The organism is Enterococcus sp. OL5 (assembly GCF_006491895.1).
Taxonomy (GTDB): Bacteria; Bacillota; Bacilli; order Lactobacillales; family Enterococcaceae; genus Enterococcus_D; species Enterococcus_D innesii.
Map to the genome: position 1 here is coordinate 1 of NZ_VHIL01000013.1, position 21,455 is coordinate 21,455.

22 protein-coding genes are annotated in these 21,455 nt (G+C 40.9%); 9 read left to right on the forward strand and 13 right to left on the reverse strand.

All coding sequences use genetic code 11. The features are described 5' to 3' along the window. Positions 1-228: 228 nt before the first annotated feature. Positions 229-432, forward strand: a complete 204-nt coding sequence (locus FJU10_RS13995; protein ID WP_077453641.1) for a hypothetical protein — start codon at positions 229-231, stop codon at positions 430-432. Positions 433-642: 210 nt separating this feature from the next. On the opposite strand, the gene FJU10_RS14000 is transcribed toward FJU10_RS13995, so the two are convergent. Further along, positions 643-2,133 carry a helix-turn-helix domain-containing protein gene (locus FJU10_RS14000; protein WP_140966182.1) on the reverse strand — a complete coding sequence of 497 codons (1,491 nt, stop codon included), beginning with the start codon at positions 2,131-2,133 and terminating at the stop codon, positions 643-645. A gap of 406 nt (positions 2,134-2,539) precedes the next feature. Here FJU10_RS14000 and FJU10_RS14005 point away from each other — a divergent pair, with 406 nt between their 5' ends. The 4 genes from FJU10_RS14005 to FJU10_RS19105 all read left to right on the forward strand — a co-directional run bounded on the left by FJU10_RS14005 (position 2,540) and on the right by FJU10_RS19105 (position 7,035). Beyond that, the gene (locus FJU10_RS14005) at positions 2,540-3,115 is read left to right on the forward strand and encodes a recombinase family protein (protein WP_096742239.1); all 576 of its coding nucleotides are present in this window, start codon (positions 2,540-2,542) and stop codon (positions 3,113-3,115) included. Between the two features lie 467 nt (positions 3,116-3,582). Continuing rightward, a complete protein-coding gene (locus FJU10_RS14010) occupies positions 3,583-5,094 on the forward strand; it encodes a helix-turn-helix domain-containing protein (RefSeq protein ID WP_140966183.1) in 1,512 nt (503 codons plus the stop codon). A gap of 420 nt (positions 5,095-5,514) precedes the next feature. Next, a complete protein-coding gene (locus tag FJU10_RS14015) occupies positions 5,515-6,438 on the forward strand; it encodes a LysR family transcriptional regulator (protein ID WP_140966184.1) in 924 nt (307 codons plus the stop codon). A gap of 444 nt (positions 6,439-6,882) precedes the next feature. Next, positions 6,883-7,035, forward strand: a complete 153-nt coding sequence (locus FJU10_RS19105) for a hypothetical protein (protein WP_175632043.1) — start codon at positions 6,883-6,885, stop codon at positions 7,033-7,035. Positions 7,036-7,072: 37 nt separating this feature from the next. Here the strand turns inward: FJU10_RS19105 and FJU10_RS14020 are convergent, their stop codons facing one another. The 4 genes from FJU10_RS14020 to FJU10_RS14035 form a co-directional block, all read right to left on the reverse strand. Then, positions 7,073-7,606 carry an IbrB-like domain-containing protein gene (locus FJU10_RS14020; RefSeq protein ID WP_077453646.1) on the reverse strand — a complete coding sequence of 178 codons (534 nt, stop codon included), beginning with the start codon at positions 7,604-7,606 and terminating at the stop codon, positions 7,073-7,075. Beyond that, a complete protein-coding gene (locus FJU10_RS14025) occupies positions 7,533-8,024 on the reverse strand; it encodes a hypothetical protein (RefSeq protein ID WP_081119026.1) in 492 nt (163 codons plus the stop codon). The genes FJU10_RS14020 and FJU10_RS14025 overlap by 74 nt, the downstream gene beginning before the upstream one ends. Positions 8,025-8,060: 36 nt before the next feature. Beyond that, positions 8,061-9,368, reverse strand: coding sequence for a DUF3440 domain-containing protein (locus tag FJU10_RS14030; protein ID WP_081119025.1), 1,308 nt, complete (start codon positions 9,366-9,368; stop codon positions 8,061-8,063). Positions 9,369-9,611: 243 nt separating this feature from the next. Continuing rightward, positions 9,612-10,136 carry a hypothetical protein gene (locus tag FJU10_RS14035; RefSeq protein ID WP_140966185.1) on the reverse strand — a complete coding sequence of 175 codons (525 nt, stop codon included), beginning with the start codon at positions 10,134-10,136 and terminating at the stop codon, positions 9,612-9,614. Between the two features lie 926 nt (positions 10,137-11,062). Here FJU10_RS14035 and FJU10_RS14045 point away from each other — a divergent pair. Then, complete coding sequence (locus FJU10_RS14045) at positions 11,063-11,251, forward strand: hypothetical protein (RefSeq protein WP_081119023.1); 189 nt, start codon at positions 11,063-11,065, stop codon at positions 11,249-11,251. 414 nt (positions 11,252-11,665) lie between these two features. On the opposite strand, the gene FJU10_RS14050 is transcribed toward FJU10_RS14045, so the two are convergent. The 5 genes from FJU10_RS14050 to FJU10_RS14070 all read right to left on the reverse strand — a co-directional run bounded on the left by FJU10_RS14050 (position 11,666) and on the right by FJU10_RS14070 (position 17,514). Continuing rightward, positions 11,666-12,592 (reverse strand): LacI family DNA-binding transcriptional regulator, encoded by a 927-nt coding sequence (locus FJU10_RS14050; RefSeq protein ID WP_189372333.1) that lies wholly within the window; start codon positions 12,590-12,592, stop codon positions 11,666-11,668. Between the two features lie 229 nt (positions 12,593-12,821). After that, positions 12,822-15,185 (reverse strand): HAD-IC family P-type ATPase, encoded by a 2,364-nt coding sequence (locus FJU10_RS14055; protein WP_140966187.1) that lies wholly within the window; start codon positions 15,183-15,185, stop codon positions 12,822-12,824. Between the two features lie 367 nt (positions 15,186-15,552). Continuing rightward, complete coding sequence (locus FJU10_RS14060; RefSeq protein ID WP_189372335.1) at positions 15,553-16,284, reverse strand: class I SAM-dependent methyltransferase; 732 nt, start codon at positions 16,282-16,284, stop codon at positions 15,553-15,555. Between the two features lie 273 nt (positions 16,285-16,557). Further along, entirely contained in the window at positions 16,558-17,070 is a 513-nt protein-coding gene (locus FJU10_RS14065; RefSeq protein ID WP_005232023.1) for a ClbS/DfsB family four-helix bundle protein, read from the reverse strand. A 27-nt stretch (positions 17,071-17,097) separates the two neighbouring features. After that, positions 17,098-17,514 carry an effector binding domain-containing protein gene (locus tag FJU10_RS14070; protein ID WP_140966189.1) on the reverse strand — a complete coding sequence of 139 codons (417 nt, stop codon included), beginning with the start codon at positions 17,512-17,514 and terminating at the stop codon, positions 17,098-17,100. 93 nt (positions 17,515-17,607) lie between these two features. Between FJU10_RS14070 and FJU10_RS14075 the strand changes: the two genes are divergently transcribed. The 3 genes from FJU10_RS14075 to FJU10_RS14085 all read left to right on the forward strand — a co-directional run bounded on the left by FJU10_RS14075 (position 17,608) and on the right by FJU10_RS14085 (position 19,636). After that, a complete protein-coding gene (locus FJU10_RS14075; RefSeq protein WP_140966190.1) occupies positions 17,608-18,516 on the forward strand; it encodes a helix-turn-helix transcriptional regulator in 909 nt (302 codons plus the stop codon). Positions 18,517-18,566: 50 nt separating this feature from the next. Then, positions 18,567-19,076, forward strand: coding sequence for a helicase (locus tag FJU10_RS14080; protein WP_223273079.1), 510 nt, complete (start codon positions 18,567-18,569; stop codon positions 19,074-19,076). A 98-nt stretch (positions 19,077-19,174) separates the two neighbouring features. Then, positions 19,175-19,636, forward strand: coding sequence for a GNAT family N-acetyltransferase (locus FJU10_RS14085; protein WP_140966192.1), 462 nt, complete (start codon positions 19,175-19,177; stop codon positions 19,634-19,636). Positions 19,637-19,756: 120 nt separating this feature from the next. Here the strand turns inward: FJU10_RS14085 and FJU10_RS14090 are convergent, their stop codons facing one another. The 3 genes from FJU10_RS14090 to FJU10_RS19445 form a co-directional block, all read right to left on the reverse strand. After that, entirely contained in the window at positions 19,757-20,599 is an 843-nt protein-coding gene (locus FJU10_RS14090) for a class I SAM-dependent methyltransferase (protein ID WP_140966193.1), read from the reverse strand. A 380-nt stretch (positions 20,600-20,979) separates the two neighbouring features. Continuing rightward, positions 20,980-21,234, reverse strand: coding sequence for a transcriptional regulator (locus tag FJU10_RS14095; RefSeq protein ID WP_140966194.1), 255 nt, complete (start codon positions 21,232-21,234; stop codon positions 20,980-20,982). Positions 21,235-21,257: 23 nt separating this feature from the next. After that, positions 21,258-21,440, reverse strand: a complete 183-nt coding sequence (locus tag FJU10_RS19445; protein ID WP_223273076.1) for a hypothetical protein — start codon at positions 21,438-21,440, stop codon at positions 21,258-21,260. Between the last annotated feature and the right edge of the window lie 15 nt (positions 21,441-21,455).

The window sequence follows — 21,455 nt, forward strand, 5'->3', positions numbered from 1 at the left end:
CTTCTTAGTACCAGAAACATTGTTAACAACAGTTCTCTTCAACAGAATGCTTCTTTTCTATAAAAAATGTCCCAAAAAAGCAAAATAAAAGAAATTCGTTGTAATTTTACACATCTTCTAAAAAAATTCATTTTTCCTTGGTATAATAATTAGAGATCTGCGTATCATTAGATTTACGTTGCCCGTTAGTGAAGTTTCAGGCAACGTTTCTTTTTGGGGGATAGCTATATGGAAGATAAGCAAATTTTTGAGAAGCGGTGGCTATTAGCTACCAGTGAACAACGGGAGAAATACCATGCCTTAATTGCCTCTTACCCTTCAATAGAGTGGACTTTTAAAGAAAAAAGCTACCTTTTGTGGCTTTGCCAACTAGATAATGACACATTCAAATCCTTTGAAGCGATTTTTGCTAAACTGGCAAATGAACAGTAAGAGTTTTCGTGGATCAAGCTACTTCATCTCAGAAGCGTCCATCTTTTTTTTAAGAGGAGTGAAGGAAATTCCTTCCTTGCTTATTAAGAGAAAAAAGCCACAACCATTTTTCTCAACGGTTGTGGCTTTTTAGCTTAATAGGTATTCTGCTTTCATGAGCATTTCTGCTAGCAATAGCTTCACTGATTGCATTCAAAGTATACACTTGACTTAACTTGGGGTTGCACTTAATGCTTGCCCCAACTGAGGATCGATTTTTTCAATCACTCTTAGCCAATCTTGATGATCCGGGATTGTTTTAAGTAAGAGATAGTCCGTGGATAAGATGAACTCTGATAGGTATTCACTATAATTCGTTACCACGAGATCGATAGCATTTTCCTTCAAATAGGCAGTCGTCAATTCATTGATTTTTGGGAAAAACACGTAATGATCATTGCCAACATAGCGCAAAAAGCGTGCGCGGATAGCGTGACAGGTGTAAAGGTCGCCTTCTAATGTCAATGCGATTCGGTTGACCTTTTGATAATAGAGTTCCTTGAGCGCCTCACTATACAAGGTAAGCGCTGCACAGATATCAGACAGGTACTCCTTACTGACCCCAAGAATTGCTTGATTCTGCTTCAAAAATACAAGATTTTTTTGATAGGCGACGTAGCTATGCTTTAGGGGCTCATTTTTTACTTCCGTCAGCAAGCGATTCAAAATGGGCGCTAGTTGATCATTGATTTTCTTAGATAACAAAAAGGCGTGAATCATCGTCTCGATTAGTTGGGGATCATTAAATGGGATGCCCCATTCTTGAACAAAGTGTTGACTTAGCGCCTGTAGTTCAGGATAAAGTGCAAACAATGCAATGAACTGCTGTTCTTTTACGGGCTCAGTCAATGTACGCTTCATCACCGTGACTAGATAAAGCCACACCAATTCTTCTTGTGGTAGTCTCACCTGGTAAAGGGCTTCGATTTTAGGTGCTAAGTCTTTCATTACGGTAAATGCCGTGTGGTCTTTGACTATCTCAGCCAAATGAGTAGGAAGTTGGATGGTCTTTCCAGACTGATAACGCTTGATTGTAATATACAAACTATAATAAAAATCACTAGGAGCAACACCCGTGTTCACCACATCAGTTGGCACTTCTGAAAACGTCTCACTGACTACCGCAATCAGCTCTTTAGGTGGAAGCAGAGTATGAGGAGTAACATCTGATTCATAATAAAAATCTTTGAAAAATTTACGAATATTCGCTTCTGCTCCACTCAAATTAACTGGTTGTAGCACCAACTCTAAACCATACTTTCTCAACGTGAGTGAAGCACTATTCAAATAACGCCGCATCGTGCTTTCTGATACATACAAGCGCTGTGCCCACTCTTCAACAGAACAAAGTTCACCATGAAAGATTGCTTCTAAAATTTGATACATACCTTCTTTTGCAACCAGCGCTCTTTTTTTGGTCAAGTATACTTTCGGATTCGTTTCCATAAAATGATAACCATTAGCCACATGCACAAACTTGGCTGCATCCTGCAAATAGGCTTTCAGTTCCTTGATATCAGAGCTGATCGTCCGTTGAGTTACATCAAGTTTGTTCGCAAAGCTTGCGATTGAACAAGTACGTTCACGCTCAAACGCATTTAAAATTTGAAGCCAGCGAACGGTCGTTTTGTTCAGCATAAAACTTAACTGCAATTCTCTCATGTTCCCCTCCTTGTAAGCGATAGTTTGTCTAACGATTTTCTTTCAAAATGTCTTAACTCTAAAAATGATTGGCTAACACATGCCTCGAAAAAGGTATTGCACCAGTGTGTAACTTTCAGAATCTGTTGCATCGAAAGGAGTCAAACGGAGCTCTTATAGGTTTATCTACCTTATTCAGATGATTTCCTGAATCACTGTGTTTCCTAACATCTCAAGCGTTGTTTCCATAGCGACTGAGAACTGCCTCGTTCAACGCCGCAGGTTTCCTCTCTATAGTACATTATTTGCTTACAGAAAAAAACTACCCTTTTTCTTTTATTCATAATACGTTGGTTTTAGGTTGTATACTTAAGTGAACAAACGAGGTATTCTCTAGGTAGACTTATTTTTAAATGGAGGAAATTGTATGTCAAATATGGTTTATGGATACGCTCGCGTATCTACAAGACAGCAGGATCTTTCTCGTCAACTAGACTTGCTTGAACGATATGAATGCCACAAAATTTATACTGAAAAAATTAGCGGCATTCGCACAAATCGACCGGAATTAAACAAACTAAAAAAGCGAGTGAAAGAAAATGACAAAATTATTATTGAAAGCTTTTCACGGCTTGGTCGGAGCACCAAAGACTTGATTGATCTCGTCTATTTTTTCGAAAGAAAAGGAGTAAAAGTGATTAGTATCAAAGAAAATTTTGATACACAGACCCCTCAAGGAAAACTGATGATGACGGTTTTCCAAGCCTTCAGTCAATTTGAACGAGACATTATTGTGGAGCGAACCAAAGAAGGGCTAGATTCTGCTAGAGCCAGAGGAAACATTGGTGGGCGTCCACGAATCGACCCTAAACTGATTCAGTACGCCCTGAATCTTTATCAGAAGGAAGGTCGAACTGTCGTTGATATTTGTGCCCAAACTGGAATAAAACGATCAACTTTCTATCGCTATCTTCGTTTAGAAAACGACAACCTCCTTTCATGAATAGGTACTCTGGTTTTGCTAATGACCCTAGATTCCCCGTAACAAAAAGCACAAGACGGATCTTGCTGATTTGATTGATCCTTCAAAGATAACTTCTTAAGTTAGCTTTGAGGGACACTCACAGTTCTTCGTCCGGTGCTTTTTTTCGTCTAGCAGATTGTTTCCTTTATTCTTCTTCATTGCTTTTTCTTTTGCTCTCTTTTCTAGAGAAACTTCCGATTATTTGTCCTCTCCCGAACCTAAGCTAAGATGCACCGAAACAGGCCCTGTTCTTTTCGAAGGACACTTCTTCGTTAATTGAAGGGTGTTTTACGTATAAGTAGCGCTTGTTAAATCTGATTCTATTAAGTTTCAAAGGATAAAGCTTCTTGATTGACGTAGAGTATTATATAATCTACTTAAAACCAACGTAATTTACATTCGGCACTGATTGCTTCCATAAGATTTTAAAAGAGGTGGTGATATCAATGTTAGAAAATTTATCAATCAATTTGCATCGAGACAAGTCATTTTCCCGTCAAGTAAAAATTTTACAGATGCTAAATGCAGCACCAACCGGTTATCATCCGCAAGAATTGGCAACGTTGCTGGGTCTATCTATGCCGACAATCACGAAAGAACTCAATGTTTTGAGCGATAGCTTGCCAGAAGAACTGATTAAAATCAACTTTTCTGAAAGTAACATCGTTTCGATCAAGTATGCACCAAATGCCTCAATCAATTTAGCGATTCAGCTTTTAAGCATGGAAACACTCGAGTTTAAAATCATGTCGAGTATCATTGATAACAAAAAATACTCCATTCATCGAGCAACGATCGAATTTGGCTATTCTCGTAGTCACTTGTTGCGAACCATCAGCTACATGAACAAGTCTTTACAAACCTATTCTGTGACGATCGCTACGAATCAACTTGACTTTATTGGTACTGAAGCCGATATTCGTTTTTGTCTGTTTGTCTTTTTCTCCGCTTATGGTGACAGCACGATTTTAGATAAAGATAGCCCGGCGGATGCACGTCTTCTGGTCCAAAAAGCCAAGGAAGCCAACAAGAAAGAGTTACATTACAGTCATTATCGACTGGCCCTGTGGTTAAGTATCGCCAAACGCAGATGGCGCTATTCTTACTTTTTGAACTTGCCGCCTTCTTTAGAGCGTAACTTATTGGAAAAAGAACGCTTTAGCATTTTCTCGCAAGTATTGAACGAGTATTATTTAAAAAAATACCGGATCATTCACTTACCAAAACAAGAACTACTTTGGCTCTTCCTCACTACACTCCACTGTCTGTCTTATAGTACATTGGATGTTACTGAAGAAGATGCAGCCAAATATATTTTTCACCATACAGAAAAACCGGAAATCATTGCGGAAATTGGTCTGTTTTTAAAAAAAGGCCAACAACCTATTTCCTCTGCAGTCTCTCAGAAAATCATCTCTTATCTAGTGAACCTCCGCTTGTTATCGATGATTTCTGCCAACTATGAATTTGCTGATCCACAAATCAAAACCTTTGTTGAATCGACCTTTAAGACAGAGTACCTCGCTTGGAATAAGTGGTTGAAACAATCCAATGACCAAAGCGCCTTCTTCTCCTTTACTCACTTGGAGCATATCGCAGTCACATTGACCTTATTAAGCGAACTGGCACCTAGTACTCCGCTAAAAAAACAACGTAAAGTGGCCTTTGCTTTTCAAGGTGGCGCTGGATTAGATGCTTTCTTAGCCGCATCAGCGGAGCTATTCAAAAATGATCAGACTGAAGTCAGTTACTTTTTCGAAGTGACTCCTGATACCCATGAATTGATCCATCAGGAAATTGATTTGATTGTCAGCAATTTTGACTTACACTTGAAAAGTAATCCCCACTTTCAGCAATTGCGAATTTCGAATGTACCAAGTCTATCTGACTGGATGATCATCCATAAAACGATTGAACAATTGGTTCAGCCAAAGATCATCCCCGATTATTTACCGTAAGGAAACTGACGGCGCTTTACTAAAGCCAGCCGCCAGTTTCCTTCTTTCATTTGGAAGTTCAAGAAGCAAGTGCTGCTGCCCCCTCTTCGCTTGCGTTTTGCCTACAGGAAAAGCAAAAACCCGGTCCCTCACATTCCTTTATATCAGTAACTTATCGATGTGTTGCTCCTGGTATCTCATCACTAGAAGCCATCTAAGTAGTCGCTGGTTCCATCGCCTGCCTTTTTTAATGGAAACAACCTCTCACTTATTTCTAGGATTCGTTATAGTAACGGTCACCAAAAATAAAAAGACTTACCCCTGAATACTACACATATTTGAAAGAACTTTTATATCTATTTTTTTGATTTACGATAAAAAAAAAGAAATTATTTCACTTTCCTTTTTTTGTATAATTTGAGAAAAGAAAGGGGAACAAATGTGGATTTTATCAAAGAGCTGCAATCCTTTAAAACTATCGTCGAAGAAGGGACTTTTACGAAGGCTGCTGCCAAATTAAACTATGCCCAATCAACGGTTACCAATCATATCAAAAAGTTAGAAACAGAGTTAGAAGTGGCGTTATTTTTAGAAGGGAAAAGCAATGTACTAACATTGGAAGGCGAATTGTTGAAGCAGGAAGTCCCTGGACTGATCGCCCAATGGGAGCAGGTAAAAGAACAGTTGCACAACGCTTCAAGTACGATCGACTCATCTATACGGATGGGGATCGTTCAGCCCTATGACATTTCCATTTTGCCAGAACTGCTCCATATGTTTGCTCAGCAATACCCAAAAGTGAAATTCGAGATTCTTGTGGGAACCACCATGGAATTAGCCAAGGCAGTAAAAGAAAATCGTATTGATGTCGCACTATGCTCACTTCCTCACGAGGGGAATTTTGTTTACGAAGAATTGTTCCAAGAAGAGCTTTGCTGCATCACATCGATCCACAACCCGTTAACGATCAATAAACTAGCTGATTTCGAAGGCTGCCACTTCTATCGTTTTAACGATGACAGCCTAGCACATAAAAAAGTTGAAAGCTATCTTGCCAGTTGCGTGCCATCGATCCATTGGGAATATGTCAACAATATTAGTACGATTCCTTACTTGATCGAACAAACTGGTTATTGCAGTTTAGTGCCTCGCTCTATCGTTGATCAGACCCGCGCTGGAATAAAAATCTTAGCGAATCCTTTAGCAAATACTCGTATGTCGATCGGATTGCTTTCAAAAAAATCCCTAATGCATTCTCCCAGTATTACAAAAGAATTTGTCTTTGAATTAAAAAAAACGTCTGCTCTAGTTATCCAAAGGAGATTATGTATCATTGACTTTTTATGCACGTTTGCTTTTTCTTGAATCAAGTGTAGTTATTTTGAAAGGATCGTCACTGTAGAAAAGAAACAAGCTGTACAATGTCTAATGGAATCAAAGACGTTGTACAGCAAGGTTTTGGATATTTCTGACTCTCATAAAATGATGAAATCATAGCTTTTCCTCAATTTTAATCTGTGTTATCATTTTACTTTTTTTATACAAATTGATACGATTATTCATACCATTGATAAGAATCTGAAAAGAAAGGCTACTCTTAAATTTCAGAATTTTTCACCGATTTTAAAAAACAGAAACTCTCTTTTGTCCTTTCCAAAGTATACTCTACTTCGGAAAGACACAATGAACAAAAACGCCGGACGTGTAAACCGCTCGACTGTATTTTTCAGTAGCAGGTAGCTATTGAACAACGAGCCTATTTTTGCAATTGTCTGAAAAGATAGACGCTGAGAAAAGGAGGAGAAAACCATGTTTATCGTTGAAGCGATCTTCAGCTTTCTAAGAGACACATTAGGTGTGATCCTAGCCATTCTCTTAGGGACACTTTGTTTGTCGATGGTGGTCAATCTGATCGTGATCGTTGTAAAAAACACCTATACAAAATTCAAAAAAAATTATTGATCAATTGCTATCTTCCATAGATAGCTTTTTTGATCTTCTAGGTTTCTTTTTTTCCTTTGTAATATCTTTTTTCAAACTCAATCCAAGACTTGCTGAATTCATGGTTGGAAAAGGCGCTTTTTAATCCTGAGCGTTGTTTAAAGCGGAAAACTTCTTCACGATCCATCCCTAATTCCTTGGCAATTCGTTCATCCGTCCAGTCATTAGCGACCAATTGCTGCACGATATTTCCCATCTTCTCGATGCCATGGGTACCGCGGGCCCGATTGTGACGAATTGTTGAAGCGATGCGATTCTCAAAAGGCTTATCGATCACTGTGACCGGAACGCTTGGCAACGCCAAGCGCTCTTTTGCTACGATATACCGATGAAACCCATCAATCAAAATATACTGGTCTTGCTCTTTATCGTGGTAGCAAACCAATGGTTGCGTAAAGCCATCTTCTCGAATCGACAGTTCCAACAAATCCATTTCTGGAGCAGCCACGGTGTTGGGATTATACGTATTCGCGTGAATCTTGTTGACTGGGATCAGCTTCGCCGCTAACACTGGAAAATCGATATCGCTCATGAGGGACTACACTCCTTTTTAGAAATGAATAATTTTTTGTTTGTCGATAGACCGCAAACCCTTTTGACTCCAAAAGGGCAATTTCACTGGGCTGGTTAGTAGAAGCGAGAATCTCTGCTTCTGGGTAGTTGCGGGTGATATCCACCAACATTTTCCGTAAAAGAAACTTTTTAAATTGAGCAGCTGGATCTTTTTCATAAAATTCCCCTAGCTCCACTTTGTTGGCGCCTTTTTCATAATAAGAAAAAGCGGTCACTCGTTTTTCATCATCAAGAATCACGTACCAGTAACAGTTATCATCATTGACTAAGTACGGAAATTGTTGCTGATACACTCGCTCTGCAAAGAAAGCTCCCATCAATTGATAGAATTGGCTTTTCTTATACGGTGGGAAAAATAAAACCAATCGTTCGTTCACAAAACCCTTCCTCTCTACGGACCCATTCGTCCATCGTTAGGTGATTTTTTTCGTTAGATACTCGTATTTGGCATTCAATTTTTTCAACTGATACTTTGGTAAATGCTCGATCCCCAACGCCGCCCCAAAATCCACCGCCAACTCATACAATTCAGACTCATCTTTTTTCGTCAAACTGTATTGTCGCGTGCTCAAGGAAAAATCATTTTTTTCTAACGCACGAGCGATCCCTTTCCAGTCATGCCAGAGTACTTCGTTTTTTAGCCACTCCTTACGTTTGGTCACATCGGGAATGTCTTCCACTTCGATTCCGTGCTTTTCTCGATAATGATCAATCAAAATCGTGATTTTGCGGTAATAATGATCCTGTAATTTCTTTGAATAAAGTCCAATTGATTCCAGTAAAAAGACCGCATACTCTTGCCAAGTCATATGACTGGGTTTTCTCGTATTGTAATGCGCCAATAATCCCGTCTGGGCATACAAGCGACCAAAATTGGCTCCTGACACACGATTTACGACGCGCTCCCACGTTTCCGGTTCCACCAAAGCATATTGGTACAAGCCTTTTCGTTGCTGCATGCCGTAAGGCTGACAGATCCGCATTTGATGGATCGGAACGCCATGATCATACAACTTTTCATAAAAGCCATTGATCGGCCAGTCAAATCGAGCATAGGCTCCCCAGACATCTTCGGTTTTCCAATCATAGATGGGGTAAAAATTGACAACCATTGAATCTGCTACTTGCCGTTTGATCCAGCATTGCTTCCGAAAGTTATACTTTGGCGATGTGATTGATCGATACCGATACAGACTTTCTTGTGTCCGAATACCTACACCGCAAGCAACGGGCTCAAAGCCATGGTGACTTGCGTACCAATGAGCAAAGTTTCGCAAGAACTTATCAGGATTCATATTTGCACTCTGATAAATCTCCATCAATGATTCATCTAAATCACCAAGTGAAATCGCATCTTTTGGCATTGGCTGTACCCACTTCTCCCGTTCTTGTTCATCCCACATCAGCCATTGTGGCTGAAATACGCTGGTATTGTTGTCCTCGTAAAAGGGTAAGCAAAAATGGTAAGTTTGATTGATACTTGGTAACGCTTTGATTTTTTCCATGAATACTCGTGTAGCATCATAATTTGCCTCTATATCTAAAATCAGCAGATCGAAGGTTTTCTTTTTTTGTCGGGCGACTTGATCGGCCAACTGGATCATAGCACCACTGTCTTTTCCGCCACTGAACGAAAAGTACACATGGGGAAACGTATCAAAAATATATTCCAGACGATTCATCGCCGCTTCCAGCACATTTTCCTTACAATATTTCTTCATAAAAGCTCATGTCCTCATTTTATTTGTCCTTTTTTTGAATAAGTATTACATTCTAGTATAAAGTTTCACTTGGCTTCTTACAAGGACTTAAGGGAGATTTTGCATGCGATACATGCAACTAATTGGTAACTATCATTGCAGCATGCTCCTCATTCCTCCCGACTATTCCCAGTAATCAAGAAAAAAAAGTGGGGGAAAACAGCAAGCCCCCCTTCTGAAACAAGTTCAATTGCTTTTCTTGATTCATTCGGTCAAAAGAGTTTGGAGGACTTTATCAATACGCTTCATTTGTTTTTCATTGAAGTTTGAAAGCCATACTTGATCCGTAAGCAAGCGTTTCTTTTCATGCTGAAGGTCTTTGTGTCGACTGGCTTCCTTGATATTTTCAATCATCTTCAAGAAATTGCTAATTTTTTCTTCTTTAGGCAGTAGTACATATTCTTGCTTGATTGCTTCAAACTTGTCTTCATGATCGATCACCAGAAGTTGCGTGATCAAATCGTGGGCGATCCACTGATGATAGGAGTTTTTATGGGTATGCAACGCCCAGATCCGTTCCCACTCATCATAAATCAACTCAGGGTTTTTAATGGCTACTTCTTTAATGATCAAATAACTATTAAAATACTCATTGATATGGTTTTGACCATCAACGACATTCTCCACTAGTTTCTCCCTTACCTTTCGATCATCGATCGCCGTTTGCACAAACGGTTGGGGATCAAAGGATGTTGTCTGGAAATGACGCGCGATTTCTTGGTAGTCCATGCTTTCACCTTCTTTAAAAATTATCAGATTATTTTTCAAGTTTGAACCTCTATATGTATTTTAACAGAATTCAAGTATGAAAAAAGTGGCTTTTGGGTTCCCTCTTCTTACATCAATCATCAATTCTGCCCACGCAGATAGACTAATGTCTTTTTGAATATCATTATTTTTGGAAAAACAGTTAGGAAGAACCATCTTGATTCTTTATCCACTAACACATCTATTGATTTCTTTCATTCGTCTATTGGGCTCTCGCAAGCTTCCTTTTGTATCCTCTTCCGAAAGTGGTCCTCCACAAGAGAACGTGTTGACAACTGCTTTTTCGATAAGCACCCTATTTCAATGACATAAAAAAGGAAGTCCCGTCTTCGGAACTTCCTGCGTTTCTTTTCTCTTTAAAGACTATTTCACGCATAGCTGCGAGATGCTGGATCACGCGTCCTTTCTCCGAATAACTCGGCTGGTAGGCATTTTGATCCATTGTTCTGGCGGACGCTTTCTGATTTTTTTTGGTGCAAACATCAGTTGAACAGTTCTTTTGACAAAGTTATTTCGGTATACGTTTTCCATAACTTGCACGCCCTTTTCAATTGATTTAGGAAGTGGTGACGCCGATCCTTCTTCCTATCTTTATTATAAGCCCCAAACCGTCACAAAACAAACAATTCAGCTGCTGCTCTCGCCCTGTCGTTTAGCTAAAATCTGTGAACACTCCCTTAAGTAAGAGGCATATTTTCTTGAATAATGTTCAACAATTCACCGCATATTTATTGAAAAAAATAATGGAAAATTGCAGAAAAAGCTTGAATCTGCTCGAAACTAACGCCAAAGGATTGTATTTTTGAATGAAAAATCGTTTCACTTTACTTTTTCTTAAATTTTAATTATTATTCTTTTGAAATAAGATTAATGAAGGAGATAAAAACATGGAAAAATACCAAGTGTTCCCTGGTCAAAACTATCAGGCAAATGTTATTGGCTTTACCGGTTTACAAGAAGTTAGTGTGATTCATGTTTACGAAAATACTGCAACTGTTCTAATCAAAGAAACAGCTGAAACTGGTGTTGCCAAGCTATGTAATTTTCTTGTTGGTACAACACAATTAGTTAGTTGATGCTCTTTTATTAACCAAAGCATGGGGAGCCATTTGCCCTCCAACATGTTATAGGAAAACGATCTAAAAGTCGCCTTTTGAATGATTCCCTTTTTCCTATTCATCAATTACATTAGTATTTTTATTTATCTACTCAATATCTCTCTACTTTATATATAAATAGTGTTAGAATGAACAAAAGGAAACGTATCAGGCTTCCCCCAAGAGAATCTTCCCCAAGTACTCTTGTCTGATACGTTTCCTATTTTTGTGGCGAAAAAGCCACAGACCAATGGTAGCCCTTTACTCTGTGAAAAGCAAGCATTCAAAATTGATTTTTTCTTTATTTTTTTATTTTCCTTCCTCAAATTCCCTTTAAAAAGCAGGCAAAAACACACCTCGCGGCGAAAAGGTGTGTTCTTTTTATAACGATGATTATTCACGAATAATAAGTTCGTAAGGCAGAATGATCTGCTCTTGTTTTCTTTCTTGAAACAAGCGAAACGCCTCTTTCCCACACCGATCCAGATGAAACTCAACGGAAGAAAAGTGCAGCATTTGACTGATGAGGAGGTTTTCTTGCCCAATCACGATGGGTGCTGTCCCGTGAGGGTATTGATTTAAGATCATCGCTGCGATCTCGTCCCCATTTGTGATCACCCCATCGATTCCTCGTTCCTTAAAAAATGCGGCTGCGGAAATCCCGTCTTGGGCTTTGATACAATCCCAATAAATATCTGCTTCAGAAAAATCAGGAAACAGCTCCTTGGCTTTTGCGATAGTGTTGACTGAATTGCAGCTAAGACGTTTGCTGCGCCCTAACGTCACCCCCAAGCGCTTTACGCCTTGTTCCTTCAAATAATTGATACTGGCTGTCACAGAGCCGACCAAGTCGATCGCAACGAAAGGAACGGCAGTACCGGTCGAATTTTCACAAAAAACAATCGGTCCTTTTTCCATGTAGGGATAAAACGTCTCGATATGATTTGCCCGAGTGATGACGATCAAGCCATCAAATCCCTTTGCAGCGAATTCTTCTAGATACTCTAATTCCAATTTTCGATCAAAATTGGTCGGCAATAACGTCACTTTGTATTTTTGAGCAAAGGCTTCTTCCATAATGCCATTTAAGATCCCATCAAAGAAGGCGTGATTGACAAACGGTACGATGACTCCAATATTATAGGTTTTCCCCGAGCTAAGTTTTTGGGCGATTTTATTCGGTTTGTAATCCAGCTCTTCCATCACCGCCAAAATCGCTGCTCGCTTTTGCTCATCAACATAAGGATGGCCATTGATCACACGAGAAACTGTCGTGATCGAAAAACCAGTAATTTTTGCTATATCGCGAATCGTTGCCATTTCTTTCATTCCTATCTGATTGTTTTGCTAGTGACCTAAGTCTACCATAGAAAATTAGTTGTTCCACTTTCGACAAATTTTCTGAAAAGGTCCCTTGGTTGATTGTACGGTATGAAACGAGTTTCATAGCAAGAGACAAACTCCTTTTAAATAAAAATTTATTTGAAAACAAAAACTGACTGCTTAGCACGCTATAAGAGCTGCTCAAGCAATCAGTTTTTCCTACCATTTACTGAATCATTTCTTTTGACAAGCTTTTACGTTTCTTCGTATATCTTCGCATCAGCAGCTCGATGCCCTTATCCGCAAAGCGTTGCATATAGGCGGAAAAATTCAACAAGGCAATCAAGAGAATGAGGTTGAGATAGCTGGTATTGCCCAGGTTAAAGAGGTCACGACCGACGATCAAGGCGGCAAAGTACAAAATCTGGGTGCTGAAAAAAATCATCGTTCGATAGCTGTTGATCGCTGGATAGACTTTTTTCTGGATCAAGCGATAGTTCCAAGCAGTAAAAATAATGCTCATGATCGATAGAGCTTTACTGCTGCTGTTGAACCAATAGCCAAAGTTGATGATCAGCAAAGTTCCTACCGTAATCGTCAAGGCTGTTGGAAAAGCATTTTTGAAAATCGTCGTCATAAAGTCCCCTTTGATCCGATTGAAGTCTGGTTCAAAGTTTAAAAAGAAGGTCGGAATGCCGACAAAGCAGGCATTGATGATCGTTAATTGGATCGGCTCAAAAGGATAGGTCGTTCCTGATAACAACGTCCCCATAGTGATCATGATGGAGAATAAGACTTGCACTAGCACCAATGAACCTGAGCGAGTAATGTTATTGATCACTCGGCGGCCTTCATCCATGACCGATGGCAAAGCATCGAATTGATTTTCCAAAAGCACCAAATTTGATACTTGACGCGCAGCATCGACACCGGAAGCCATCGCGATGGAGCAGTCGGCTTCTTTCAGCGCCAAAACATCGTTGACGCCATCGCCAGTCATCGCGACAGTATGCCCTTGTTCTTTCAAGAAGAGTACCATTTCTTTCTTTTGTTGCGGCGTCACTCGACCAAAAATCTGATAGTTGCTGACAGCTTCTTTTAATTCGGTCGCAGTTAATTTTGACACATCGATAAAATCAGCTGCTCCTGGTAGATTGACTTTTTTCGCGATTTGACTGACTGTCACTGGATCATCGCCAGAGATGATCTTGCATTGGATTGCCTGTGAACGAAAATACTCCAAGGTCTCTTTGGCATCTTCACGGATCGTGTCTGATAGTAAATAAAAGCCCAGCGGTTCAATATCCGTCGGCAGTCCTGCCTCCTCATAGCCTTGCGTACTGTGAGCCAAAACGATCACACGGTAGCCTTCTTCTGCCAGCTGTCTTTCCTGTTTTAAGACAGCTTCATGGTTGGTTCCCAGTAAAATCGACGCAGCTCCGATGAAATAAGTGCCTTGTCCTTCAAACATGACGCAACTGAATTTGCGATCTGATGAAAAGGGGACGACTTGCTGCATCTGGTACGTCGTTTTTTCTGGGAAAAAGGTCCGCAGCGCCATTGCTGTTGGGTTCTGATCGGGTAGCTGCGCCATTAAGTTACCAGTGATTTCTGCCAACGGTGTGTACGATTGAAAGGAAATCGTCTTTTCCACCGTCATCTTGCCTTCGGTGATCGTACCGGTTTTATCTAAGCAAAGCACATCGACCCGTGCTAAGGCATCAATACAGTTCAATTCCTGCACCATCACTTTTTTGCGCGCCAGATAGACAGCACTGATGGTCAATGTGACACTCGTCAATAAAAACAATCCTTCGGGAAACATCCCCACAGCTGCCGCCACCGTCCGTAAAATGGCTGTGTTGAAAGCCGCATGAGAGAAATAGAACTGCTTGACGAATAAGAGGGTACATAACGGCACCAAAATCAAGCTGATCCAACGAATGATTTTATTCAAACTGCCTTGGATCAAGTATTTTTGTCGTTTGATGGTTTTGGCTTCTTTGTTGATTTTTGCGATATAGTTGTCAGCGCCTACGTGGATCACTTGGCATAACGCTTCGCCAGCAGTGATAAAACTGCCAGAAAACAACTCGTCTGCTGGCTGCTTGTGGATCGTATCCATTTCACCAGTCAGCAAGGATTCATTGACTTCTAAAGATCCTTGAATGACTTTGGCATCCGTCGGCACTTGATCCCCGCTTTTCAGTCGTAACACATCATCCATTACGAGCTTGTGGATCGGCAAATTCTCCAGCTTGCCATCCCGATAAACATCGGCTTTGGCAACTTTTAGCAGTGCCAGCTTATCCAGCGTTCGTTTGGAACGAACTTCTTGAAAGAGATTGATGATCACATTGCTGAAGACAACAAAGACGAACAACCCGTTTTGATAAGAACCCGTCAAACAGACGAGAAAGAATAGGACACAGTTGATCAAATTGAAAAAGGTAAAGATATTGGTAAAAAGGATTTTCGGGTACGTATTCGTCGTATCCTTTTTTGTCTTATTGACTTGACCGCGCTGCACCCGCGCCTTGACTTCTCCTGACGTCAAGCCAATGGTTTGGTTGTTTTTGATGATCCTCACCCTTTCTATTCTTAGTCATTTACTTTTATTTTGCTGAATATTCAGCAAACTTGCATCAGACTTGGGAATGGTTTTGTGTTTTTTCTATAAAACCAATTGGCGTCGATTGCGTAAGATACGCCATCGACTCCCCGCTTTTTTTCTGTAAAAAAACAAGTACTGTTTAAAATATAGCATACCCTTTTACGAATTGGCGTTTCATTTTTGTCACCTTCGCGTCACTTTAGCACTTAAAATAACAGTTTATTTTATTAACTCCACTAACTAGACATTAAGCGGTCACAGGCTTCTCCAGTTATTTCTTACGATGACACAAAACAAAAAAACAGCTGATCTTCACAGATCAACTGTTTAACAATTCTTTAAGTCAGCTTTTTCTAGCAGCTATTAGCAGCATCATTGGTCGGCGCATTTCGTCTTTCATTCCCGGTACTTCCAGTAATTCTTCTGGTGGTTGTGGCTCGATCACCTTTTCTAAAATAAAGCCGTTTTGCAATAAGGTCATTAAATAGGTTGTCAGGGTACGATGGTATTTGGTCACCGTTTCACCTAAAAATCGCGCTTGCCGCTTGCCTTCATAATAGTAATGATCGACTGGAAAATGCTGGATTTCCCCCTGCCTATCATACTGCCAATCTTGCGATCCTTCCGCCGTATAAACCGGATGCTCCACCGAAAATACCAGCACACCACCAGATTTCAGCCAGACCGATATACTTTTGATCAATGTTTCGAACGTTGCCACATAGTGAAACACCAATGAACTTAAAACAACGTCTATTGAGGCTGGAGGAAGTGTCACTTCTTCCATTGCGACACATTGATACGTTATTTTCGGATCAGGGTGCCTTTTCTTGGCCTCCTCAAGCATCCGTTGAGAAATGTCAGTTCCTAGTACTGCTGCCGCTCCATGGTCTACAGCATATTGGCAATGCCATCCATACCCGCAGCCTAAATCAAGTACCTGCTTTTTTTCGAAGTCAGGCAACATTTTTTCTAGCGTCTGCCATTCCCCAGCTCCTTGCAGGCCTTTTTGCGAACGAGTCATTTCACTGTATTTCGTAAAAAACGTTTGGTCATCATATTTGTTTTCTTTCATCATTTATTCCTCCCATGTAAATCGTTTTTTGCTGGTCTTGATCTACATGGGCTTAGGCAATTTTTTGGGAAATAATGCCACCACACATCTGCTTTTTCCTCCTTGCTCTGATTAACGCCATCATAGCACGATTTTCAGTCTCTCACAATTGATAGCAAGCCACTGGCGCTTCTTTGCCATTGTTTCTCAATGAACCGTTTTTTATGTACAGCAAAAAATCACACTATGAAAAGGGTGTGATTTTCCTGTTCGATTCATTCATTTCTCTGTTGATCAATGCAGTGCTTCCTTTTTCCATTTTCGGATTTTCGTTCTGAAATTGGTAAACGGCGCTACTGTATTGATATGGATCCATTTATAGACTGGCCACTGTGCTTTGGTGGTTGCCCAATCCCGTTGCCCTGCTTCAAACAATTCCTGATCGGATAAGCCTTCGATCCACTGGCAAAGGGCCGTCACCTTTTGATCTAAGAGTTCTTGCTGCTGTGCTAAGGTCAAACTGCCGTATGTCTGATAAAAAGATTGATACAATCCGCCAAGGTTGTTCCATTTATATCCTTCAGCAGGTGTGTGAACGCTCATCCCTTGTTGTTCCTGTGCTTCCCATGACAATAACAAACTGACCCAGCCGATTTGGTAAGACAGGTTTTCTGAAGGCGTCTTATCGACCCCAGCTGTTCGCTGATTTCGTAACGCTTCGGGAATTTCAACAAATTCTTGGCGAAATTTTTGGTAACGTTCTGTGATCTCTTGGATCAAGTCTGCTTTGCTTTCGTACTGTCTCATTGACTGTCCTCCTATTCAGGAAAATGGTTACTCTTTGTCGCTTTCTTCAATGGCGATAAAAATCGCCACCTCGCCGTCTGGTGCATACTGTTCAAAATCAAAGGAATACTTGCGCTGTAGCTGCTGGTTTTCTTCCTCTGACCAGATTTGACGCCAAGTAGTCAGAATGCCCTGCGCATCGCGCCGATCGACCGGATACATTTTCCAAGTATATTTTTCTGTATCAAAGTCTGCTTGCTCCGTTTCTTCGAAACAAAGCGAAACGGCATAGTCTCCTTGATAGTTTGACTCATACTCGTGGTAAACGCAAGCGATGACTGTTCCTTTTTCTGCGGCTTTCTTGACCGCCTCGCTGTTTTTCTCCCATAAGCCAGTGATTTTTGCTTGAATCGCTGGATCAGTAAAATTATTGGTTCTTTCCGTTGCCATTATCGAAAATTTCATTGGAGTTCCTCCTTCTTTGTCTTTATGATACGATAGAAACCTAGACACCTTCTGTCAGTGTTTTATCATCTTTTTATAAAAGGAGTAAATCAAGTGAGCACGACACGCCTGTTCGGCCTTATCTACCACCTGTTGAATCATGAAAAAGCAACCACTTCTGAATTAGCCAAACAATTTGAAGTCTCGACTCGCACCATCACCAGAGATATCAATACCCTAAGCAGTATTGGCGTACCCATCTATACCGAAACGGGTCGAAATGGCGGCGTTTATTTGTTAAGCAGTTTTGTGTTGGATAAAGTGTTATTATCAGAGGAAGAACGGAAAAACCTGCTTTTGGCGTTGAAAGGGATTCGCCAGCTGACGCCACAGATCAGCGGAGAATCATTGGCAAAACTGCAATCCTTATTCCAGCAAAACGATACAGACTGGCTAGAAGTTGATTTTTCCACTTGGCATCGGCGAGAAAACGGCAACGACACGTTTGATTTATTAAAAAAGAGTATTTTAACGAACCACGTGATCACCTTTGACTATATCAGTAAACAGGGACCGCAAAAACGCGTCTGTCAGCCTTACAAACTGCTTTTTCGTTCGCAAGCATGGTATCTGCATGCCTTCGACCAGCAAAAGAATGCCTTTCGGACATTTAAAATCAGCCGCATGAGTCAGGTCCACCTCACTGACCAGCATTTTTTTCCGGTCACTGCGCCTGATTCTGCCATTGAATTGACTGTTACCACCTATCCTGCTCGTCTATTCTTTCAAGCCGACGTTCTTTATCGGGTATATGATGAGTTCGATCATCAGGATATTACTTTGACGGAGGAAGGCACTGCTGTCGTTACCATTGAGTTACCCGAGGAAAGCTGGGTGGTGCCCTATTTGTTCTCTTTTGGAAAAAGCCTGCGTATTTTAAGTCCCCCTCGACTAAAGAATCGTTACCAAGAAGAAGTTGCTGCGATTTATGCCAATTTGTCTAAGAACGAGGGTGCGAACTGATTTTTCAAGAAAAGGATCCCTAGTTGAAAGGAGTGTTTGATTTGAAAGAAGTGATCGTAGACTATGGCGGGGTTTCGCTAGCCCGCATTTGCCAGCAGTTGGAAGAAAATCAGATTCACTTAAACGCGTATGCCAACCAGCTCTTGCGCCATCCCCAGCTCTCCCTCAGTGCCGATAAACAGTGTGCTACTTGTGTGATTGTTTCCCTTAAAGAACTAGGACTCACACAAGGTGGGGCTTTGACGGAGATTTTTGCAGCTGCATTTTCTTACGGATTGACCGATTGTACCTTGGAAATGGCCTTACATTTTCGCCTCAGCTATCGTCAACTGGCAAATAGTACCGGACTGAAATCCCACGGAAAAGCGCCAGCTGCTGCAATCACGATCGCTTCTATGCCACTGGAAAAAGCCGACGATTTCCCCAAAGGATTCTACATTCGCCGCATCGATGGGGTTGACTGGTTGCGAGGCTATACTTGCGATGGACTCTACCAGTTTGCACAGGATGACCTGTTTTTGTTTAAACGACGAGACCCGTTGTCAGAGACCTTCAACTAAAGGGGAAACAAACCATTCCATATCAAATGTCCTTGTTTCTCATGCCTACAATCATTCTGTAGGTTAAGAAGAGCCGAAAAGGACAAAAGGAGAAATAGATGAACTTAATACCAATGAAAGACAGCGACTATGCTGCCTACTTAGCCAATGCTGTTTTAGAATACGCCAATGACAAAGTCCAAGCGGGCACATGGACCAAAGACGAGGCCCTCACCCTCGCCAAAGAGAGTTTTGCTTCTTTGCTTCCTCAAGGGACTGCCACTGAAAACAATCACTTGTTTTCTTTATTTGCAGCTGATTTTAGTGAACCGATCGGAGTGATTTGGGTCAACACAGCTGCCCAGAAAGCCTTCATCTATGACTTTATTATCGAGGAAGACCAGCGAGGAAAAGGCTATGGTACCAAAGCCTTACAGGCTTTGGAAAAGTGGGCGGTCCAGCAAGGCATCACTGAGATCGGCTTGCACGTTTTTGCCCATAATCAATCTGCGTATCAGCTATACAAAAAAATGGGCTATCTGGAAACAGATATTACGATGGTTCGACGCTTAGCTGAATGAGTGGTGTTGAATGGGCCCGATCATTAGAACAAAAAAATTGATTGATCAGTGCCGGAGCCAAACAAAAAGAAACGACAGAAAATCGTCGTTTCTTTTTTCTATTTACAGAAAACCACTCTTTCAGATAGGGAATAGTTTTTTCAGTAGCATCGCCATTGTCGAGCCTTCTTCGCTATAAGGACTGCCTTTGACATCACCGAATATCTCACAAATATCAAAACCGGCAACCCTAGCTTCTTTTATCAATGCATCTTTTGCAAAATAGGTCGTCCATAAATAATAATTTGTGACCTCATCTTCTGATAAAATCGTTGTTTGCTCCAGCAAGACGTGATCAGGATATTTCCATCGTTGATTCAGCACATGATGGGGCTCCCCCCGCCAAAACCCTTCTGATTCTTTACTTTCCCAGGTCTGCTCTTCATTAAGCGTTAAAAACTGTGCAATCGTAAATACATCGAACAAAAATTTGCCCCCCGGTTTTAGATGCGCCAGCACATTTTTTAGCAGTAGTTTGCGTTCCTCTGGATTTAAGGCACCATAGTCGCAATAAATCAAGGTAATAAAATCAAATTGCTGAGCTAACGCCATCTCCAAATAATTATCAAATAGATAGGTAATATTTAATTGCTGCTTACTCGCGGAATCTCTCGCATAGGCGATGGACCTTCTGGAGTAATCAACCCCTGTCACTTCATAGCCCAGCGCTGCAAATCTTTCCGCATAGATCCCTGGCCCACAACCGATATCAAGAAGTTGCGTCTGTTTTTCTGGCGGCACAAGGCGACTGATCCATCGAACGGATTCGTCGATAAAGTCAACCTTTCTACTCGCTCCCTCAAAATCAGGATCCAAATGAGCCTTCAACATTTGCTTGGAAATATACGCATCGTCCCAAAACGCCTCTGCCATTTTTTTATAGAGCGGTGGCCGCTCGATTGCTTTTCTCAATTCTTGGTACATCTTCTTTTCCCCTTTCAAAATAATTGAAAAACAAAAAAGACCGCAGATTTCACTCTGCGGTCAACCTTCAAACGATGAAGATCAAAAAGCGAAGAGTAAAATAAAATCAATGATAGGCTCTTCAAATAAAACTGCATGCAGTCAATTTTTTGCCTATGAAATTGATTTTATTTACTCTTTTCCAGTCCTACCCCTGTTAGCGAAGGAATAACAGCAGATAGGCCGGAGCCATCACCTTTTTCTCTTGTTTTTCTGCTTTTAGTTTAGAAGGAGCCAGCCGATTTGTCAATGAGATTCGCCTGCTTTCCTTCGATAAAAGAAGTTCTTACTGCAATTCACACCTTGCCTAACAAAAAAATTGCATCAAACTACGTCTCTGCTTACTGTCGCCTGCTGATTTTTTCAACAGGAAGCTGGATCTCAGTCAGCCCTTCCTCTTCACTTTCTTTCTTCCAAATGCCATCAATATAGCTTTCACGAAAAGGCCCTGTGATTCGATAGCCGTTGTTTTCAACAAACTGAATAACTGCAGCATAGGCTCCATTATGGACCGTACAAACTGCTTCTAGTACTTCTTCTATCTGCCTGAAGGTCAAATCACTATCTTGGGATGTATAAGAAACAGCCCCCCTCACTTTATCTCCACCAATCCTATTGGTCAAAAATAGTACGACCAGCGGTATTCCAATACCAAAAAGGTCAGTTGATCAATTGTTTTGCGTCCATTGATTTCTTTTGACAGCCCAGCAACCTCAATCATTTTCCATAGCAATCGCCTCTTTCTACTAACGCATACTGGCTCCTCTTGAGGGAGAGTCAATAGCAGATTCGCTTTTTTCATGACGAACAAACTCAT